Annotated in this window: 15 protein-coding genes; 12 read left to right on the plus strand and 3 right to left on the minus strand. The window is 73.7% G+C overall.

Annotated features, from left to right (window positions below; genetic code table 11):
• Positions 1-4: 4 nt before the first annotated feature.
• Complete coding sequence (locus ACFYYN_RS37685) at positions 5-1,096, plus strand: ABC transporter ATP-binding protein (RefSeq protein ID WP_500549335.1); 1,092 nt, start codon at positions 5-7, stop codon at positions 1,094-1,096.
• A 49-nt stretch (positions 1,097-1,145) separates the two neighbouring features.
• Positions 1,146-2,927 (plus strand): HAD-IA family hydrolase, encoded by a 1,782-nt coding sequence (locus ACFYYN_RS37690; protein ID WP_500549336.1) that lies wholly within the window; start codon positions 1,146-1,148, stop codon positions 2,925-2,927.
• A 36-nt stretch (positions 2,928-2,963) separates the two neighbouring features.
• Here ACFYYN_RS37690 and ACFYYN_RS37695 read toward each other — a convergent pair whose 3' ends face one another.
• A complete protein-coding gene (locus tag ACFYYN_RS37695; protein ID WP_500549337.1) occupies positions 2,964-4,802 on the minus strand; it encodes a bifunctional serine/threonine-protein kinase/glutamate ABC transporter substrate-binding protein in 1,839 nt (612 codons plus the stop codon).
• 125 nt (positions 4,803-4,927) lie between these two features.
• Positions 4,928-5,911, minus strand: a complete 984-nt coding sequence (locus tag ACFYYN_RS37700) for a TAXI family TRAP transporter solute-binding subunit (protein ID WP_500549338.1) — start codon at positions 5,909-5,911, stop codon at positions 4,928-4,930.
• 131 nt (positions 5,912-6,042) lie between these two features.
• Here ACFYYN_RS37700 and ACFYYN_RS37705 point away from each other — a divergent pair, with 131 nt between their 5' ends.
• From ACFYYN_RS37705 to ACFYYN_RS37720, 4 genes are all read left to right on the plus strand, one after another.
• Entirely contained in the window at positions 6,043-6,930 is an 888-nt protein-coding gene (locus ACFYYN_RS37705; protein ID WP_500549339.1) for an MBL fold metallo-hydrolase, read from the plus strand.
• Between the two features lie 112 nt (positions 6,931-7,042).
• The gene (gene miaB / locus ACFYYN_RS37710; protein WP_500549350.1) at positions 7,043-8,533 is read left to right on the plus strand and encodes a tRNA (N6-isopentenyl adenosine(37)-C2)-methylthiotransferase MiaB; all 1,491 of its coding nucleotides are present in this window, start codon (positions 7,043-7,045) and stop codon (positions 8,531-8,533) included.
• 44 nt (positions 8,534-8,577) lie between these two features.
• The gene (locus tag ACFYYN_RS37715) at positions 8,578-8,907 is read left to right on the plus strand and encodes a hypothetical protein (protein ID WP_499514407.1); all 330 of its coding nucleotides are present in this window, start codon (positions 8,578-8,580) and stop codon (positions 8,905-8,907) included.
• Positions 8,908-8,932: 25 nt separating this feature from the next.
• Positions 8,933-9,628, plus strand: coding sequence for a class III extradiol ring-cleavage dioxygenase family protein (locus ACFYYN_RS37720; RefSeq protein WP_500549340.1), 696 nt, complete (start codon positions 8,933-8,935; stop codon positions 9,626-9,628).
• Between the two features lie 32 nt (positions 9,629-9,660).
• Here the strand turns inward: ACFYYN_RS37720 and ACFYYN_RS37725 are convergent, their stop codons facing one another.
• Positions 9,661-9,900 (minus strand): antitoxin, encoded by a 240-nt coding sequence (locus ACFYYN_RS37725; protein ID WP_499514409.1) that lies wholly within the window; start codon positions 9,898-9,900, stop codon positions 9,661-9,663.
• Positions 9,901-10,008: 108 nt separating this feature from the next.
• Between ACFYYN_RS37725 and miaA the strand changes: the two genes are divergently transcribed.
• The 6 genes from miaA (at position 10,009) to hflX (ending at position 17,908) form a co-directional block, all read left to right on the plus strand.
• Positions 10,009-10,950, plus strand: a complete 942-nt coding sequence (gene miaA, locus ACFYYN_RS37730) for a tRNA (adenosine(37)-N6)-dimethylallyltransferase MiaA (RefSeq protein WP_500549341.1) — start codon at positions 10,009-10,011, stop codon at positions 10,948-10,950.
• A 99-nt stretch (positions 10,951-11,049) separates the two neighbouring features.
• On the plus strand, positions 11,050-11,526 hold the full coding sequence (locus ACFYYN_RS37735) for a hypothetical protein (protein WP_499516967.1): 477 nt from the start codon (positions 11,050-11,052) through the stop codon (positions 11,524-11,526).
• A 16-nt stretch (positions 11,527-11,542) separates the two neighbouring features.
• A complete protein-coding gene (gene dapF / locus ACFYYN_RS37740; protein ID WP_500549342.1) occupies positions 11,543-12,421 on the plus strand; it encodes a diaminopimelate epimerase in 879 nt (292 codons plus the stop codon).
• Positions 12,422-12,573: 152 nt separating this feature from the next.
• Positions 12,574-14,706, plus strand: a complete 2,133-nt coding sequence (locus ACFYYN_RS37745; RefSeq protein ID WP_500329040.1) for a RelA/SpoT family protein — start codon at positions 12,574-12,576, stop codon at positions 14,704-14,706.
• 72 nt (positions 14,707-14,778) lie between these two features.
• Positions 14,779-16,263 (plus strand): M1 family metallopeptidase, encoded by a 1,485-nt coding sequence (locus tag ACFYYN_RS37750; RefSeq protein WP_500549343.1) that lies wholly within the window; start codon positions 14,779-14,781, stop codon positions 16,261-16,263.
• Between the two features lie 145 nt (positions 16,264-16,408).
• Positions 16,409-17,908, plus strand: a complete 1,500-nt coding sequence (hflX, locus tag ACFYYN_RS37755; protein ID WP_500329038.1) for a GTPase HflX — start codon at positions 16,409-16,411, stop codon at positions 17,906-17,908.
• Positions 17,909-17,924 lie beyond the last annotated feature (16 nt).

The following is a 17,924-nucleotide window of genomic DNA, read 5'->3' on the forward strand; positions in this document are numbered from 1 at the left end:
AGACATGACCGACACCGTCCCCGCCCCGGCCGACGCCGCGCCGACCGTGCCCGGCGGCGCCACCGTCGAGTTCCGGGCGCTGCGCCGCGCCTTCGGGCCCACCGTCGCCCTCGACGGACTGGACCTGACCGTCCGGCCCGGAGAACTCCTCGCCCTGCTCGGCCCCTCCGGCTGCGGGAAGACCACCGCGCTGCGGATGCTCGCCGGCTTCGAGCACCCCGACTCCGGTCAGGTGCTGGTCGACGGCAAGGACATCACCAAGATCCCCGCGCACCGCCGCGACGCGGGCATGGTCTTCCAGTCCTACAGCCTCTTCCCGCACCTGAGCGCCGCCGACAACGTCGCCTTCGGGCTGCGCATGCGCAAGGTCGGCGCCGCCGAACGGCGCGCCCGCGCCGCGGAACTGCTGGAACTCGTCGGCCTGCCGGACCACGGGGACCGCTACCCCCACCAGCTCTCCGGCGGCCAGCAGCAGCGCGTGGCCCTCGCCCGCGCCCTGGCGCTGCGGCCGCGCGTCCTGCTCCTGGACGAGCCGCTGAGCGCGCTGGACGCCAAGGTGCGCACCAACCTGCGCGAGGAGATCCGCCGCCTCCAGCTCGAACTCGGCATCACCACGCTGTTCGTGACGCACGACCAGGAGGAGGCGCTGTCCATGGCGGACCGCGTCGCCGTCATGAACGCCGGGCGGATGGAGCAGTGCGCCGCCCCCGCCGAGCTGTACGACCGCCCCGCCACCGCCTTCGTCGCCGAGTTCGTGGGCACCAACAGCCGCCTGCCGGGCCGGCTGACCGACGGCGGCACCGTCGAGGTCCTCGGCCGGCGGCTCCCCGCCCAGGGCGAGGTGCCCGCGGGCACCGAAGTGGACGTCCTCGTCCGTCCCGAGGCGGTGCACCTGACCGCCGACCCCACCGGCGATGCGCGCGTCATGGCGACCGCCTTCCTCGGCGCCGTCACCCGGGTGACCGTGCAACTGGCCGACGGCGCCTTCGTCAAGGCCGACGTGGCCGGCTCCGACGCCGCCGCCCTCCCGCCGGGGGTGACCGTCACCGTCTCCCTGCCCGACCGGCCCGTCCTGGTCACCGCGCGCACCGCCTGACCCCGATCGCACCTCCCATCCCCCCACACCCCCGAGGAAAGAGAGCCCCGTGACCCACCCACCGCACCACCCGCTCCAGGCCGTCCTGTTCGACATGGACGGCACGCTCGTCGACACCGAGGAGCTGTGGTGGGAGGCGGTCGCCGAGGTGGCCGCCGGGCTGGGGCACGTGCTCGGCGACGCGGACGTGGCCGAGGTCCTCGGCCGCGCCGTCGAGCACACCGCCGCCCACCTGGCGACCACGAGCGGGACGGCGGCCGGCGCCGACGAACTGGCCGCCCTCCTGCACCGGGAGTTCGCCGAGCGGGTCCGTGCCCGCACCGTGCCCCGCCCCGGCGCGCTGGAGCTGCTGGACGAACTGGCCCGGCACGAGATCCCCATCGCCCTGGTCTCGGCGTCCCCGCGCGAGGTCGTGGACATCGTGCTGGCGGTGCTGGGCCGCGAGCGCTTCGCGGTCTCCCTGACCGCCGACGACACCCCCCGCACCAAGCCCGCCCCCGACCCCTACCTCGCCGCCGCCCACGCCCTCGGCGTGGACCCCGGCGCGTGCGTGGCCGTGGAGGACACCCCGACCGGTGTGGCCTCCGCCGAGGCCGCCGGCTGCCGCGTCCTGGCCGTGCCCTCCCTGGCGCCCATCGCCCCCGGCGCCGGACGCGCGGTGCTCGGCAGCCTGGAACGGGCCGACGTCTCCGTGCTGCGGGCCCTGGTCGCGCGGCCCCCGTCCTTCCTCGTGCCCGCCTTCACCAGCCGGCGCGCCCGCGTCGGCGAGCCGTTCCGCGCCACGGTCGCCGGGCTCCTGCGCGGCGCCCCCGTCACGTACGCCGGGACCGCGGGCCCCGACTGGGCGCGGGTCTCCGCCGACGGCACCGTCACCGGCACCCCCGACGCACCCGGCGACGCGGAGGTCGCCGTCACCGCCACGGACGCCGACGGCCGCTCCGTCACCGTCACCGTCCGTGTGCCGGTCGTCGCGGCGGGTGAAACCGTCGTGCGCGAGCTGCGCGTCATGAGCTGGAACCTGTGGCTCGGCGGCACCCGCGTCGACGACCACCGGGACAAGCAGCTGCGCGTGCTGCTGGAAGCCGACGTGGACGTCGTCGGCCTGCAGGAGACGCGGACGCACTCCGCCAAGGAACTGGCCGAGGCGCTGGGCTGGGACCACCACCAGGCGGGCGACAACCTCGGCGTCATCAGCCGCTACCCGATCGTCTCCCGCCACGGCCTGCCCGCGAGCCCGTTCTACGGTGGCCTCGGTGCCACCGTCCGGCTCGACGAGGGCCACGACGTCACCCTGTGGAGCGCGCACCTGAACTACACCCCGTACGGCCCCTACGACGCCCTCCACGACCGGCAGCCGGTCGAGGTGCTCGTCGAGCACGAGGCGGCCTCGGGACGCGTGGACCAGATCCGGGACATCCTGCACGACATGGCCGGCGACCTCGCCGCCCGCGACACCACCCCGGTCGTCCTCGTCGGCGACTTCAACGTCCCCTCCCACCTGGACTGGACCGCCGAGGCGGCGCCCCTGCACGGCGGGTACGGACCCGTGCCCTGGCCGGTCACCCTCGCCGCCGAGGCCGCGGGACTGCGCGACTCCTACCGCGAGGCCCACCCGGACCCCGTGCGCGAGCCCGGCACCACCTGGTCTCCCGTCACCCCCGAGCCCGAGCCGCAGGACCGGATCGACTACGTCCTGTACGCCGGGCGGGGCCTGCGGGTGCTGGACTCCACCACCCTGGTCACCGGGGAGCCCCGCCCCGAACCGGACGTGGCGGGCAACGCCTGGCCCTCCGACCACGCCGCCGTGGTCACCACGTTCGCCCTGTCCTGAACGGGCGGGCCCGCGCGACCGGCCGGTCGCGCGGGCTCAGTCGCACTCGCTCATCTCGTCCAGCCGCGGCCGCTGGTCCGCCACCTCCTGGGAGGCCAGCGGCTTGAGGTGCTTGACGTACGAGGTGCGCCACGCCCCGGAGGAGATCTCGTCCTTGATGGCGTCGCATATGGCGTGCTTCAGTTCGGGCTCGTTCTGGGCCAGCCCCACGCCGTACTCCTCGGTCCCGAAGGGGACGCCCAGCAGCCGCAGTTGCCCGGTGTGCTGCGCGCGGTAGCCGGCCAGGATGATGTCGTCGGTGGAGACGGCGTCGACCTTCCCCGCCAGCAGCTGGCCGACGCACAGCCCGTACGAGGTCTGCTGCTCGGTCCGTATCTGCGGGTACTCCTTGCGGAGCCGCTCGGCCGGCGTCGAGTCGGTGACGGTGCAGACGTGACGGCCGAAGAGGTCCTGCACGCTGTGGACGGGGGCGTCCTCGCGGACGAGGAAGTCCTGGCCGGCCTGGTAGTAGGGGCCCGCGAAGTCGACGGACTTCTTGCGTTCCTCCGTGATGGAGTAGCTCGCCACTATGAAGTCGACGTACCCGGCGCGCAGGAAGTACTCGCGCGACTGGGTGTCCACGACCGTGAACTGCACCTTGTCGAAGCCCAGATGCCTGGCGATGGCCCTCGCGAGGTCGATGTCGAACCCCTCGTAGCCGTCCTTGGCGGTGCTGGAGGCCTCGCTGAGGCCCGGCTGGTCCTTCTTGACGCCGACCACGAGGTAGCCGCGGTCGCGCGCCGTCCGGTAGGTCGGCGAGGAGGAGAGGTCGGGGCCGTCGTCCCCCAGCCGGTCGACGGCGAACCACCCGGCCGCGGCCAGGATCGCGAGCGCGACCCCGCCCGCCGCCAGCGAGTACCAGCGTCGCCGGGAGGGGCGCGGTCGCGGGGGCTGCGGATCCTGCGGCGGGGTCACGGAGTCGGGAACCTGCTGTGCGGTGCCGCCGGACCCGTCCGTCCGCGTGGCGTCCGGGTCGTAGTCCGGGTAGACGCCGACCGGGAACTGCGGGGTCTCCTGCGCCACGTGCTGCAGCAACTGCTCGGTGCGCTCCGCCGACAGCCGCGCCCCCGGCTCCTTGACCAGCAGCCCGTCGATCAGCGGGCGCAGCGGTCCCGCGTGCGCCGTCGGCGGCACCTCGGCCGTGCGGACGGCCTCCAGCACCTCGTACGGCGTCGGGCCGCGGAAGGGGGCCCGGCCCTCGACCATCTCGTAGAGCGTGACGCCCAGCGACCACAGGTCGGCGGCGGGCGTGGGCGGCAGCCGGTTGGCCAGTTCCGGTGCCAGGTACTGCGGGGTGCCGACGGTCTCGTGCACCCGCGTCACCTGGGCCGCGCCCTCGAAGGTCGCGATCCCGAAGTCCATGAGCACCGCCCGCCCGTCCCGGCGGAACAGGATGTTGTGCGGCTTCACGTCGCGGTGCAGCACCCCGGCCGCGTGCACCGCGCGCAGCCCGCGCAGCACCTCCAGGCCGATCCGCGCCGCCTGCAGCGCCGGGATCCGGCCCTGCTCGCGCAACTGGTCCGCCAGGGAGTGCGGGTTGACCTGCTCCATGACGATCCAGACCTGGCCGTCGGCCTCGATCACGTCATGCACGGCGACCACGTGCTCGTGCCCGATCCGGGCGATGGCCTGCGCCTCCCGGCGTGCCCGCTCCACCCACTGCGCCTGCGTCTCCGGGTCCAGCGCGCCCCGGAACAGCAGCTCCTTGACGGCGACCTGACGGCCGAGCCGGTTGTCGTAGGCCTCCCACACCACGCCCATGCCACCGCGCCCCAACTGCCGGCGCAGCTCGTAGCGGCCGTCGACGAGGGTGTGCGGCATCCCCCCAGAACTCATGCGTGTGCCCCCATCGGTACGTGGTCCGCTACAGGTTAGGGGGCTCTGACGGGGATGAACATCGTCCCCGGGGCGGGGAACGATCACATGTCGGGCGGAACGGTCCGTACCGGTCCTGGGATCCCCTAGGGCTTGACGGACCGGTAGTAGCGCTCGGCGCCGGCGTGCAGCCGCAACGGGTCGGTGAAGACCGCCGTCCGCAGGTCCATCAGCTGGGCGGCGTGCACCTCCTGACCGATCCGGTCACGGCTGTCGATCACCGTGCGGGTGAGACGGTCCACCAGCCCGGTGTCCGTCCGGTCCGTGGTGATCAGCAGGTTGGCCACGGCGATGGTCTGCACCGCGCGGCCGCCCTGGACCATGGGGTACGCGTCCGCCGGCATGACCGCCTGCCGGTAGTACGTCGACTCGTCGCCCTCGGCGTGCAGCCTGGCCACCAGGTCGCCGAGCTGCACCAGCTTCACGTCGGTGGTCTCCGCCAGGTTCGCGATGGTCTTGGTCGGCAGTCCGCCCGACCAGAAGAACGCGTCCAGCTCCCCCTGGCGCAGCATCTCCGGCGCCCGGTCGATGCCGACCGTCCGGCGCTGCACGTCGCCCGGCTCCCCGAGGCCGGCCGCCTCGAGCAGCCGCTGCGCTATCAGGTTCACCCCGGAGCTGGGCTGGCCGATCCCCACCCGCAGCCCGCGCAGGTCCTTCGCCGACCTCACGGGCGAGTCGGCGGGCACCACGAGCTGCATGTAGTCGTCGTACAGCCGGGCGCAGGCACGCAGCCGCCGCGCGCCCGGGCCGTCGTAGTCGGCGACGGCGTCGGCCGCGGCGATCGCGAAATCGGCCTTGCCGGTCGCGACCCGCCGGACGTTGTCCACGGACCCCTCGGACCGCACCAGGCGCACCGGCACCCCGGGCAGGTCGGTGTGCAGGTAGGGCTGGAGCCGCTTCCCGTACGTGTCGTACACGCCGTTGCGCACACCGGTGGCGAAGTCGACCCGGTCCTTCGGGTACGACGGCCCGTCGGAGGGCAGCACCCACCACAGCAGCAGCGCGACCGCCGCCGCCACCGCCAGCACGGCCTGCACGGCCCTGCGTCTGCCGATACGGGGGAACTCCATCCCCGCGATAGTGCCAGGCCCGGCGGCGCGGCGGCCAGCGCCGTCCTGCCGCGTCCGGATCCCGGACGTGACGGCCCGCCCCACGGGGAACACTCGTCCCAGGGCGCACCCCGTACGAAGGGAGGCCCGGCATGGGACGCACGGTGAGCTGGAACGTGGGCGACCTCGTCGTGCACCGCGTCGACGAGACCACGCTGCCCGCGGCGACCGGACGGCGGCTGCTGCCCGCCGCGACTCCGCAGGTGGTGGCGGCGGCGCCGTGGCTGCGGCCGGACTTCGCCGCCCCCGACGGCACGCTCCGGCTGGCCACCCACACCTTCGCCGTGGTGGCCGGCGGCCTGCGCGTCCTGGTGGACACCGGGATCGGCAACGGCAAGACCCGGTCCGACCCCGCGTGGCACCGGCTCGCCACCGACTACCCGCGGCGGCTGGCGGAGGCGGGCTTCCCGCCGCACGCCGTGGACCTGGTGATCCTCACCCACCTGCACACCGACCACGTCGGCTGGAACACCCGTGACGACGGCGGCACCTGGGTGCCCGCCTTCCCCCGCGCCCGTTACCTGGTCTCCCGTGCCGAATGGGACCACTGGGCGGGCACGGACCTGGACGACGACCACCGGCAGGTCTTCCGCGACTCGGTGCTGCCGGTCCGCGACGCCGGACTGCTCGACCTGGCCGACGTCACCGACGCCCCCGTGGAGGCCGCCCCCGGCATCCGTCTCCTGGCGGTGCCCGGGCACACCCCGGGGCAGGTCGCGGTGGAGCTGCACGGTGCCGGGCGGTCCGCGCTGGTCACCGGCGACAGCTTCCACCACCCCGTGCAGATCGCCGACCCCGCGATCACCAGCACCGCCGACTCCGACGCGGCCCTGGCCGTGCGCACCCGCCGCGCGCTGCTCGCCGCGTACGCGGGTACGGACACCCTGCTGCTCGGCACCCACTTCCCGCCGCCCACCGCGGGAACCGTCGTCCCGGGGGCGGGCGGCCACCGCCTCCTCGCCGAGCCACCCGGCACCTGATGCGGCGGGTGCCGCCCGGTGCCGCCCGGCGCCGTCCGCGCGGGGGCGGGCGCGGGCACGAGCGCGCGCGGCGCGCCCTTACCCTGGATGGGTGCAGCGTGAAGAGCAGGATGTGAAGAGCTACGAGATCCGCACCTACGGGTGCCAGATGAACGTCCACGACTCCGAGCGGCTGGCAGGCCTCCTGGAGGCGGCCGGCTACGTCCGCGCGCCCAAGGACGAGGACGGCACGGTGTCCGCAGATGTCGTCGTCTTCAACACCTGCGCGGTCCGGGAGAACGCCGACAACCGCCTGTACGGCAACCTCGGCCGCCTGGCGCCGCAGAAGGCCGCCCGGCCGGGCATGCAGATCGCCGTCGGCGGCTGCCTGGCGCAGAAGGACCGGGACACGATCGTCAAGAAGGCCCCCTGGGTCGACGTCGTCTTCGGCACCCACAACATCGGCAGCCTCCCCGTGCTGCTGGAGCGCGCCAGGATCGCCGAAGAGGCGCAGGTCGAGATCGCCGAGTCGCTGGAGACCTTCCCGTCCACGCTCCCGACGCGGCGCGAGTCGGCCTACGCGGCGTGGGTGTCGATCTCGGTCGGCTGCAACAACACCTGCACCTTCTGCATCGTCCCCGCGCTGCGCGGCAAGGAGAAGGACCGCCGCCCCGGCGACATCCTCGCCGAGGTCGAGGCGCTGGTCGCCGAGGGCGTCACCGAGGTCACCCTGCTCGGCCAGAACGTCAACGCCTACGGCTCCGACATCGGCGACCGCGAGGCATTCAGCAAGCTGCTGCGCGCCTGCGGGAAGATCGACGGCCTGGAGCGGGTCCGCTTCACCTCGCCCCACCCGCGCGACTTCACCGACGACGTGATCGCGGCCATGGCCGAGACCCCGAACGTGATGCACCAGCTGCACATGCCGCTGCAGTCCGGCTCCGACGCCGTGCTGCGCGCGATGCGCCGCTCGTACCGGCAGGACCGCTACCTCGGCATCATCGAGAAGGTGCGCGCGGCCATGCCGGACGCCGCCATCTCCACCGACATCATCGTGGGCTTCCCCGGCGAAACCGAGGAGGACTTCGAGCAGACGCTGCACGTGGTCCGCGAGGCGCGCTTCGCGCAGGCCTTCACCTTCCAGTACTCCAAGCGCCCGGGCACGCCCGCCGCCGAGATGGAGGGGCAGGTGCCGAAGGCGGTCGTCCAGGAGCGCTACGAGCGGCTGGTCGCGCTGCAGGAGGAGATCTCCTGGGCCGAGAACAAGAAGCAGGTCGGCCGCGTCCTGGAGGTGCTGGTCGCCGAGGGCGAGGGCCGCAAGGACGACGCCACGCACCGCCTGTCCGGCCGCGCCCCCGACAACCGCCTGGTGCACTTCGCGCCGCCCGCCGAGCCGGTCCGCCCCGGGGACATGGTCATGGCGGAGATCACCTACGCCGCGCCGCACCACCTCCTCGCCGAGAGCCCGGCCTTCGGCGTCCGCCGCACTGCGGCGGGCGACGCCTGGGAGCGGCGTACCTCGGCCGCGGCGGCCAAGCCCGCGGGTGTCATGCTGGGCCTGCCGACGATCGGCGCGCCCGTTCCCGCAGCGGCGGCGGCCGCGCCGGGCTGCGGCTGCGACTGACGGAGCGGGGTCCGCGAGGACCGCGGAGACGAGGGGGGACACGGATGGCTCGTTGGGGGCTCTTCGCCGAGGAGACCGTGGGCAGCGGCGACGCCAGGCGCTGGGAGTTCGAGCTCCTCGGCCACGCCGAGGGCACGCGCGAGGAGGCGCTGGGCAAGCTGGAGGAGGCGGCGCTGGCCTACCGGCCCAGCAAGCCGTTCAGCGTGCGGCGCAGCTGGCTGTACCGCTCGGGGGAGGGGTTCGTCCAGGTCAACGAGGGTGTGACCACGACCTACATCTGCCGTTTCACGGTCGCCGAGCTGGTCCGCGACAGCAAGGACCCGAAGGTCGCCGCCACGGCCGAGCCCTGGGACCGCGTGCCCGAGGGCTTCTGAGACGGCGGACGGTAGGGTTCCGATCATGCTGGTCGCCGCCGCCGTCTGCCCCTGTCCGCCGCTGCTCGTGCCCGACGTCGCGTCGGGCGCGGCGCCGGAACTGGACCCGCTGCGCGCCGCCTGCGCCGACGCGTTGGCCGTGCTGGCCGCCGCGCGTGCCGATCTGCTGGTCGTGGTGGGTGCCGCGGACTCCGCGCACGTCTGGGAGGGCGGCGGTACGGGCTCGCTGCGCCCGTACGGCGTCAACCTGACGGTGCGGCTAGGCGACGGCAGCGACCCCGAGCCCCTGGCTCCGTCGCTGACGCTCGCGGCCTGGCTCCTGACGCAGGCGGGCTCCGTGGCGCCCCTGCACGCCTGCGCCGTGCCCGCGCACGCGCCGGCGGCCAGGATGCTGGAGCTGGGACAGGGACTGGCGGGGCTGGCCGACCGGGTGACGCTGCTGGTCATGGGCGACGGCACCACGTCCCGCACGCTCAAGGCTCCCGGCTACCTCGACGAGCGGGCCGAGCCCTTCGACGCGTCCGTGGCGCGCGCCCTCGGTGCCGCCGACACCGGGGCGCTGGCGGCCCTGGACGCACGGCTCGCCACCGACCTGGGGGCGGCAGGCCGCGCCCCCTGGCAGGTCCTGGCCGGCGCCGCGGACGGCGCCGGGCTGGGTGGCCAACTGCTGTACGACCAGGCGCCCTACGGCGTCGGCTACTTCGTGGCGGCCTGGTCGTAGACCGGCCGGTCCCCCGGGGTCCGGGACCGTCCTCAGGGCGTGCCCTTGGAGCCGCCCTCCTTGAGGTGCTCCATGGCGTCCTTCGTCTTGTCCACGCCCTTGTGGATCTTCCCGCTGTACTTGTGCTTGGTCTTCTCGTCGACCGTGCGCGCGACCTTGTCCAGGCGGGAGCCGATCGACTCGCCGTGGTGCTCCATGAAGTCGCCGGCCTTCGCGCCGGCCCTGGCCTTGGCGTGCTCGGCCTTGGCCTTCAGCGTGTCCTTGAAGCTCATGCGTCACCGTCTCCCGTGGATGCCTTTGCCGGAAATGACCCCTTTCCCGTAAAGATCTTACTCGTCCACCGGTGAATCCGCGCCGCCGGAATTTGCGAAACTGTGCACGTGAGAATCGACGTCCCCCACGTGATCGCCGTCGTCGGCCCCACCGCGGCCGGCAAGTCCGACCTCGGAGTCGCCCTTGCGCAGGCCCTCGACGGCGAGGTGGTCAACGCGGATTCCATGCAGCTCTACCGCGGCATGGACATCGGCACCGCCAAGCTCACCGAGGACGAGCGGCAGGGCGTGCCGCACCACCTGCTCGACATCTGGGACGTCACCCAGGCCGCCAGCGTCGCCGAGTACCAGCGCCTCGCCCGCGCCGAGATCGACCGGCTGCTGGCCGCCGGTCGCACCCCCGTGCTCGTCGGCGGCTCGGGGCTCTACGTGCGCGCCGCCATCGACGCCCTGGAGTTCCCCGGCACCGACCCGCAGGTGCGCGCCCGGCTGGAGGCCGAGCTTGACACGCTCGGCTCCGGCCCGCTGCACGCCCGCCTGGCCGCCGTGGACCCGGAGGCGGCCCGCGCGATCCTGCCCGGCAACGGCCGGCGGATCGTCCGCGCGCTGGAGGTCGTGGAGATCACCGGCCGCCCCTTCACCGCGAACCTGCCCGGGCACGACTCCGTGTACGACACCGTCCAGATCGGCGTCGACGTCCCCCGCCCGGAGCTCGACGAACGCATCACGCTGCGGGTCGACCGCATGTGGGAGGCCGGACTGGTCGGCGAGGTGGCCGCCCTGGAGACGGCCGGCCTGCGCGAGGGGCGCACCGCCTCCCGGGCGCTCGGCTACCAGCAGGTGCTGGCCGCGCTGGCCGGGGAGTGCACGGACGCGGAGGCGCGCGCCGAGACCGTCCGCGCCACCAAACGCTTCGCGCGCCGGCAGGACTCGTGGTTCCGCCGGGACGGCCGGGTGCACTGGCTGGCGGGCCGTGGACAGGAACTGGTCGGCCAGGCGCTCGCCCTGCTCGGCCCCGCCCGGTCGGGCGGTCACAGCCTGATCACGTGATGGCATCGGGACGCCCCAGCGGCACTTGACGCCTCTTCGAGCGTGCCATCATCGAGCATCGGAGCTACGGTGTCGGACTTCTTGGGAGGGCGCGTGGCGATGGAAGCCGGCCCTCGCAACGGACCGCAGCCGGAACACACCGAGCGCACCTCTGGCGAGGAGCTCGAGCCGCGCGACCGGCTCGTGGTGGACGGCCCCCTGGAGGACCCGCTGGACGGGCAGACCCTCGCGGAGGAGGAGCAGTCCTTCCGCGAGCTGCGTCCCGAGCGGCGCCTGCGCGCGTGGCAGCTCGCCCCGATCGTCGCCCTCGGCGTGCTCGGCTCGCTCATGTTCGCCTTCCCGCTGGCCTTCGAGACCGGCGACGGCGGTGCCGTCGTCGCGATGCTCGGCCTCCTGCTGGGCTGCTGCTCCGCGGGCTGGGGGATCATGGCCGCACGGCGGGTCGGCTACACCTGGCCGGGGCTGCCGGCCCGCGGCTCCGGCCGCCGCCCGGACTGGCGCTTCGTGGCGCTGTACGCGGCGATCACGGTGGTGCTGACGCTGCTCGCCTTCTGGCGGGTCGCCCGTCTGCGCTGACCCGTAGACTCGGCGCATGACCAGCGCAGCACCGCAGGGCCTGCCCTTCCTCAAGGGGCACGGCACGGAGAACGACTTCGTGATCATCCCCGACCCCGACGGGGCCCTCGACCTGACCGCGGGGACCGTCGCACGCCTGTGCGACCGCCGCGCCGGGATCGGCGGCGACGGGGTGCTGCGGGTCGTGCGGTCGGCGAAGCACCCGGAGGCCGCGGCCATGGCCGCCGAGGCCGAGTGGTTCATGGACTACCGCAACAGCGACGGCAGCATCGCGGAGATGTGCGGCAACGGCGTGCGGGTCTTCGCCCACTACCTCCGGCGCGCCGGTCTCACCGGAGCCGGGGACGTCGCCGTGGCGACCCGCGCCGGCGTGCGCCGGGTGCACATCGACAAGGACGGCGACATCACCGTCGACATGGGCCGCGCCGCGCTCCCCGCCGGCGAGGTCGAGGTGGCGGTCGGCGGGCGCAGCTGGCCCGCCCGCAACGTGAACATGGGCAACCCGCACGCCGTCGCCTTCGTCGACGACCTCGCCGACGCCGGCAAGCTGCTGGACCCCCCGGCCCACACGCCTGCCGCGGCCTACCCGGACGGTGTGAACGTGGAGTTCGTCGTCGACCGGGGGGAGCGCCACGTCGCCATGCGGGTCCACGAGCGCGGCTCCGGCGAGACCCGTTCCTGCGGCACCGGGGCCTGCGCCGTCATGGTCGCCGCGGCCCGGCGCGACGGCCGCGACCCGGCCGTCACCGGCCGTCCCGAGACGTACCGCGTCGACCTGCCGGGCGGCACCCTGGTGATCACCGAACGTCCCGACGGCACCGTCGAGATGACCGGTCCCGCCGTGATCGTCGCCGAGGGCGTCATCGATCCGGCCTGGCTCGGCGACGGCGGCTGAGAATACCCGCTCCGAGGGCCCGGTATTCGCTCGAACGGGTGATGCCGATCACGCTGGGCGAGAGCGTGGCAGCGGCACGTGATGGGCTCGGTAGCATCAAGCACCGGCACGGAAGCCATCCCGCCGGTGGGTGACGCTGCCGGAGGTGCCGCATGAGACCGGACAACGCAGTGGAGACCGCCCCGGGCGCCGCAGGACGCAGGCGCATCCCCCGGGCCGCGGACCTGCGCCGGCTGGGACGCGCCGCCCTGCTGGGCCCCGGCGGCCGCGCCGGCCGGCTGCCGGAGTCCATCGAGCACATCGCCAAGGTGCACCGCGCCCGACATCCCGGCGCGGACCTCGCCATCCTGCACACGGCGTACGTGCTCGCCGAGTCCTCGCACCGCGGCCAGATGCGCAAGAGCGGGGAGCCGTACATCACGCACCCGCTCGCCGTGACCCTGATCCTCGCCGAACTCGGGGCGGAGACCACGACGTTGACCGCGTCGCTGCTCCACGACACCGTCGAGGACACCGATGTGACGCTCGATCAGGTACGGGAGGAGTTCGGCGAGGAGGTCCGCTTCCTCGTCGACGGCGTCACCAAGCTGGAGAAGGTGGACTACGGCGCCGCCGCCGAGCCCGAGACCTTCCGCAAGATGCTCGTCGCCACCGGCAACGACGTCCGCGTCATGTCCATCAAGCTCGCCGACCGGCTGCACAACATGCGCACCCTCGGCGTCATGCGCCCCGAGAAACAGGCCCGCATCGCGAAGGTCACCCGGGACGTGCTGATCCCGCTCGCCGAACGCCTCGGCGTCCAGGCGCTGAAGACCGAACTGGAGGACCTGGTCTTCGCCATCCTCCACCCCGAGGACTACCTCCGCACCACCGAACTCATCCTGGAGCACGCCGCCCTGCCCGATCCGCTGGGCGCCGTCGCCGAGGACGTCCGCAAGGTGCTCCGCGAGGCCGGCATCAGCTCCGAGGTCGAGGTGCGGCCCCGGCACGTGGTGTCCGTGCACCGGGTGCGGCTCAAGCGCGGCGGCGCGCAGCCCGGCGGCAGCGACTTCGGGCGGGTGCTGATCCAGGTCGCCGAGGACGCCGACTGCTACGCCGTCCTCGGTGAACTGCACACCTGCTTCACCCCCGTCATCGCGGAGTTCAAGGACTTCATCGCGGCGCCCAAGTTCAACCTGTACCAGTCGCTGCACACCGCCATCCGCGACGGCGAGGGCCGCATCGCCGAAGTCCTCATCCGCACACGGCAGATGCACCACACCGCCGAGGCCGGGGTCATCGCGCTCGGCAACCCGTACGCCACCGCCGAGGCGGCGGACTCCGACGAGGGCGAGCGCGTCGACCCCACGCGCCCCGGCTGGCTGGCCCGGTTGCTGGAGTGGCAGCGCGAGGCGCCCGACCCGGACTTCTTCTGGAGCACCCTGCGCGACGAGCTCGCCCAGGACCGCGAGATCACCGTCTTCTCCGCCGACGGCGGCACCGTGGGCCTGCCCGACGGCGCCACCTGTACCGACGCCGCGTACGCACTGCACGGTGAGGGCGCCCACTCCTGCGTCGGGGTGCGCGTCAACGGGCGGCTCGCGCCGCTCGGCACGGTCCTGCGGGACGGCGACACCGTCCAGCTCCTGATGGCCGAGGCCACCGACGGGGACGGGGACGGGTACGGGCCGTCGCCCGAGTGGCTGGAGCATGCCCGCACCCCGGCCGCCCGGATCGCCATCGCCCGCTGGCTGGAGGCCCACCCGGCGGCCACCGCCGAGGAGGAGCCTGCCGCCCCCGCCGTCCGCGCCGCCGCGACGGCCGCCCGCAGGGCCGCCGAACCGCTCGCGGACACCGACCCTCCCGGGACCGCCGTCCGCATGGCCCGCTGCTGCACGCCCGTGCCGCCCGACGGGATCACCGGCTTCCCCATCCGCGGCGGCACCGTCGCCGTGCACCGCAGCGAGTGTCCCGTCGCCGCGCGCATGGCCGCCTCGGGCCGCGCCAGGGTCGCCGTCCACTGGCGCTCCGACGCCCCCGTCACCGGCCACCGGGCCACCCTCTACGCCGAGGCGCTCGGCCGGCCCCGGCTGCTCGCCGACCTCACCGAGGTGATCGCCACCCAGGGCGTCGCCATCGTCTACGCGGCCGTGGAGCCGCCGCAGGAGCACCGCGTACGCCACACCTACACCGTCGAACTGCCCGACCCGGAAGCGCTGCCCGCCCTCATGCGCGCCATGCGCGCCGTCCCCGGTGTGTACGACGTGTACCGCGCCCAGGAGGCCGTGGCCGCCGCGCAGCCGTAGGGGAGTACCCGATCGGGTGGGGTGCTGACGTGCCGCCGTCGGGCGGGCACGGTGCGCTGATACCGGTATCCCATGATCGGATCCTTTGCGCGCCGTGCCACCGTCACCGCGGCGGCCGTGGTGGCGCTCACCGCGGCCGGACTGCCCGGCGACGCGACGCCCGCGGGGCTCGGTGACCGGCTCTACCCCGAACTCGGCAACCCCGGGTACGACGTCTACGACTACGACATCTCGTTCACCTACCGCGGCAACGACCGGCCCCTGGACACGGTGACCCGGGTCGACGCGCTCGCCACGGACACCCTCGACCGCTTCCACCTCGACTTCCGCGGCGACGTCCGTTCCGTGCAGGTCAACGGCCGCCGGGCGGCGTTCAGCACCTGGCGCGAGGAACTGGTCGTCACCCCCGCCGTCCCGGTACCGCGCGGCGACCGCCTGCGGGTGACCGTCGTCCACACCAGCGACCCCGCGGTCAAGGGCGACACCGGCTGGATCCGCACCAAGGACGGCCTGGCCATGGCCAACCAGGCAGCCGCCGCCCACACCGTCTTCCCCTGCAACGACCACCCCTCGGACAAGGCCCGCTTCGCCTTCCACGTCACCGCGCCGAACGACCTCACCGTCGTCGCCAACGGCCTGCCCGAGACGGCCGTCCGCAAGGGCCCCGTGACGACCTGGAACTACCGCACCGTCCACGTGATGGCCACCGAGCTCGCCCAGGTCTCCATCGGCCGCTCCGCGGTGCTGCGCCGCACCGGCCCCGGCGGCCTCCCGCTGCGCGACGTCGTCGGCTCCGCCGACCCCGACCGGGCCAAGCTGGAGAAGCGCCTGGCGATGACCGCCGGGCAGATCGCGTGGATGGAGCAGCAGGTCGGCCCGTACCCCTTCGAGACGTACGGCATCCTCAGCGCCGACACCGTCACCGGCTTCGAGCTGGAGACCCAGACCCTTTCGCTCTTCGAGCGGCGGGTGCTGCTGGCCCGGGAGGCCGACGCGGCGCCGGTGATGGTGCACGAACTGGCCCACCAGTGGTTCGGCGACAGCGTCTCGCCCGCGACCTGGTCCGACCTGTGGCTCAACGAGGGGCACGCCACCTGGTACCAGTGGCGCTACGCCGCCGAGCACTACCACGAGCTCACCCTGGAGCAGCTCGCCAAGGCCGCCTACGGCGCCGACGCGCGTCTGCGCCGCGACGGCGGCCCGGCCGCCGCCCCCAAGCCGCCCGGCGCCGACGGCAAGCTCGGCATCTTCCGCGGCAACGTCTACTACGGCGGAGCGCTCGTGCTGTACGCGCTGCGCCAGGAGATGGGCGCCGACGCCTTCCAGCGGCTGGAGCGGGCCTGGGTCGCCCGCCACCGCGACGGGGTCGCCTCCACCCGGGACTTCATCGCCCTCGCCTCCGAGGTCGCCGGCCGCGACCTGGGCGGTTTTCTGGGCGCCTGGCTCTACGGCCCGACCACGCCCCCGATGCCGGGCCACCCCGACTGGAGGCGCTCCGTGCCCGCCAAACCGGTGCACGGTCCCGCGCACCGGCGCAAGGCGGGGAAAGTCGCGTGACCCGGCGGCGACGACCGTGCGACCATCTAGGTGCGGCGACGGCGGCGTGCCCGGGCCGGGGGAATCCTCCGGGTCCGTGCGGCGTTGTCTCCGTACGAGGGGCGAGAGCCCCCCCGTCCCGCCGATCTTCCGAGCAAAGGATCCAATGACCTCCTCTTCCTCCTCTTCTTCTGCCCGCAGCCGCCAGCGCCTCCCCGAGAGCCTTCGGGCCGACGCCCTGATGGAAGAGGACGTCGCCTGGAGTCACGAGATCGACGGAGAGCGTGACGGCGACCAGTTCGACCGCTCCGAGCGGGCGTCGCTGCGCCGCGTCGCGGGCCTCTCCACCGAGCTCGAGGACATCACCGAGGTCGAGTACCGCCAGCTCCGCCTGGAGCGGGTCGTGCTCGTCGGGGTCTGGACGGACGGCACGGTGCAGGACGCCGAGAACTCCCTCGCGGAACTCGCCGCCCTCGCCGAGACCGCCGGCGCCCTCGTCCTGGACGGTGTCATCCAGCGCCGTGACAAGCCGGACCCGGCCACCTACATCGGTTCCGGCAAGGCCCAGGAGCTGCGCGACATCGTCATGGAGAGCGGTGCGGACACCGTGGTCTGCGACGGTGAGCTCAGCCCCGGCCAGCTCATCCACCTCGAGGACGTCGTCAAGGTCAAGGTCGTCGACCGCACCGCACTGATCCTCGACATCTTCGCCCAGCACGCCAAGAGCCGTGAGGGCAAGGCCCAGGTCTCGCTCGCGCAGATGCAGTACATGCTGCCGCGGCTGCGAGGCTGGGGCCAGTCGCTGTCCCGGCAGATGGGTGGCGGTGGCGCCGGCTCCTCGGGCGGCGGCATGGCGACCCGTGGTCCCGGTGAGACCAAGATCGAGACCGACCGGCGGCGCATCCGCGAGAAGATGGCCAAGATGCGCCGGGAGATCGCGGAGATGAAGACCAGCCGCGACCTCAAGCGCCAGGAGCGCAAGCGCCACAAGGTGCCCTCGGTGGCGATCGCCGGCTACACCAACGCCGGCAAGTCCTCGCTGCTCAACCGGCTCACCGGCGCGGGCGTCCTGGTGGAGAACGCGCTGTTCGCCACCCTGGACCCGACCGTGCGCCGGGCGGAGACCCCGAGCGGCCGGCTCTACACCCTGGCCGACACCGTCGGTTTTGTGCGGCACCTGCCGCACCACCTGGTCGAGGCGTTCCGCTCCACCATGGAGGAGGTCGCCGAGGCCGACCTCATCCTGCACGTGGTGGACGGCTCGCACCCCAACCCGGACGAGCAGCTCGCCGCCGTGCGCGAGGTCTTCCGCGACGTCGGCGCGCTGGACGTGCCGGAGATCGTGGTGATCAACAAGGCGGACGCCGCCGACCCGGTGCTGCTGCAGTCCCTGCTGCGCCGTGAGAAGCACGCGATCGCCGTATCCGCCCGCACCGGGCGGGGCATCGCGGAGCTGCTCGCCATGGTGGACGACGAGCTGCCGCGGCCCGCCGTCGAGATCGAGGCCCTGGTGCCGTACACGCGCGGTGCGCTCGTCGCCCGCGTGCACGCGGACGGCGAGGTGCTCTCCGAGGAGCACACCGGCGAGGGCACCCTGCTCAAGGCGCGGGTGCACGACGAGCTCGCGGCGGAGCTCGAACCGTTCGCGCTGGTCGCGCGCCGCTAGGCGGCACGCACGTACG

This window comes from Streptomyces sp. NPDC001902 (genome assembly GCF_042891295.1).
Classification (GTDB): domain Bacteria; phylum Actinomycetota; class Actinomycetes; order Streptomycetales; family Streptomycetaceae; genus Actinacidiphila.

Bases quoted from the DNA above. Each gene is read 5' to 3' on its own strand.
- ACFYYN_RS37685 (WP_500549335.1), top strand. From the start codon at position 5: ATGACCGACACCGTCCCCGCCCCGGCCGACGCCGCGCCGACCGTGCCC.
- ACFYYN_RS37695 (WP_500549337.1), bottom strand. From the start codon at position 4,802: ATGAGTTCTGGGGGGATGCCGCACACCCTCGTCGACGGCCGCTACGAG.
- ACFYYN_RS37700 (WP_500549338.1), bottom strand. From the start codon at position 5,911: ATGGAGTTCCCCCGTATCGGCAGACGCAGGGCCGTGCAGGCCGTGCTG.
- ACFYYN_RS37705 (WP_500549339.1), top strand. From the start codon at position 6,043: ATGGGACGCACGGTGAGCTGGAACGTGGGCGACCTCGTCGTGCACCGC.
- ACFYYN_RS37715 (WP_499514407.1), top strand. From the start codon at position 8,578: ATGGCTCGTTGGGGGCTCTTCGCCGAGGAGACCGTGGGCAGCGGCGAC.
- ACFYYN_RS37720 (WP_500549340.1), top strand. From the start codon at position 8,933: ATGCTGGTCGCCGCCGCCGTCTGCCCCTGTCCGCCGCTGCTCGTGCCC.
- ACFYYN_RS37725 (WP_499514409.1), bottom strand. From the start codon at position 9,900: ATGAGCTTCAAGGACACGCTGAAGGCCAAGGCCGAGCACGCCAAGGCC.
- ACFYYN_RS37735 (WP_499516967.1), top strand. From the start codon at position 11,050: ATGGAAGCCGGCCCTCGCAACGGACCGCAGCCGGAACACACCGAGCGC.
- dapF (WP_500549342.1), top strand. From the start codon at position 11,543: ATGACCAGCGCAGCACCGCAGGGCCTGCCCTTCCTCAAGGGGCACGGC.
- ACFYYN_RS37745 (WP_500329040.1), top strand. From the start codon at position 12,574: ATGAGACCGGACAACGCAGTGGAGACCGCCCCGGGCGCCGCAGGACGC.
- ACFYYN_RS37750 (WP_500549343.1), top strand. From the start codon at position 14,779: ATGATCGGATCCTTTGCGCGCCGTGCCACCGTCACCGCGGCGGCCGTG.
- hflX (WP_500329038.1), top strand. From the start codon at position 16,409: ATGACCTCCTCTTCCTCCTCTTCTTCTGCCCGCAGCCGCCAGCGCCTC.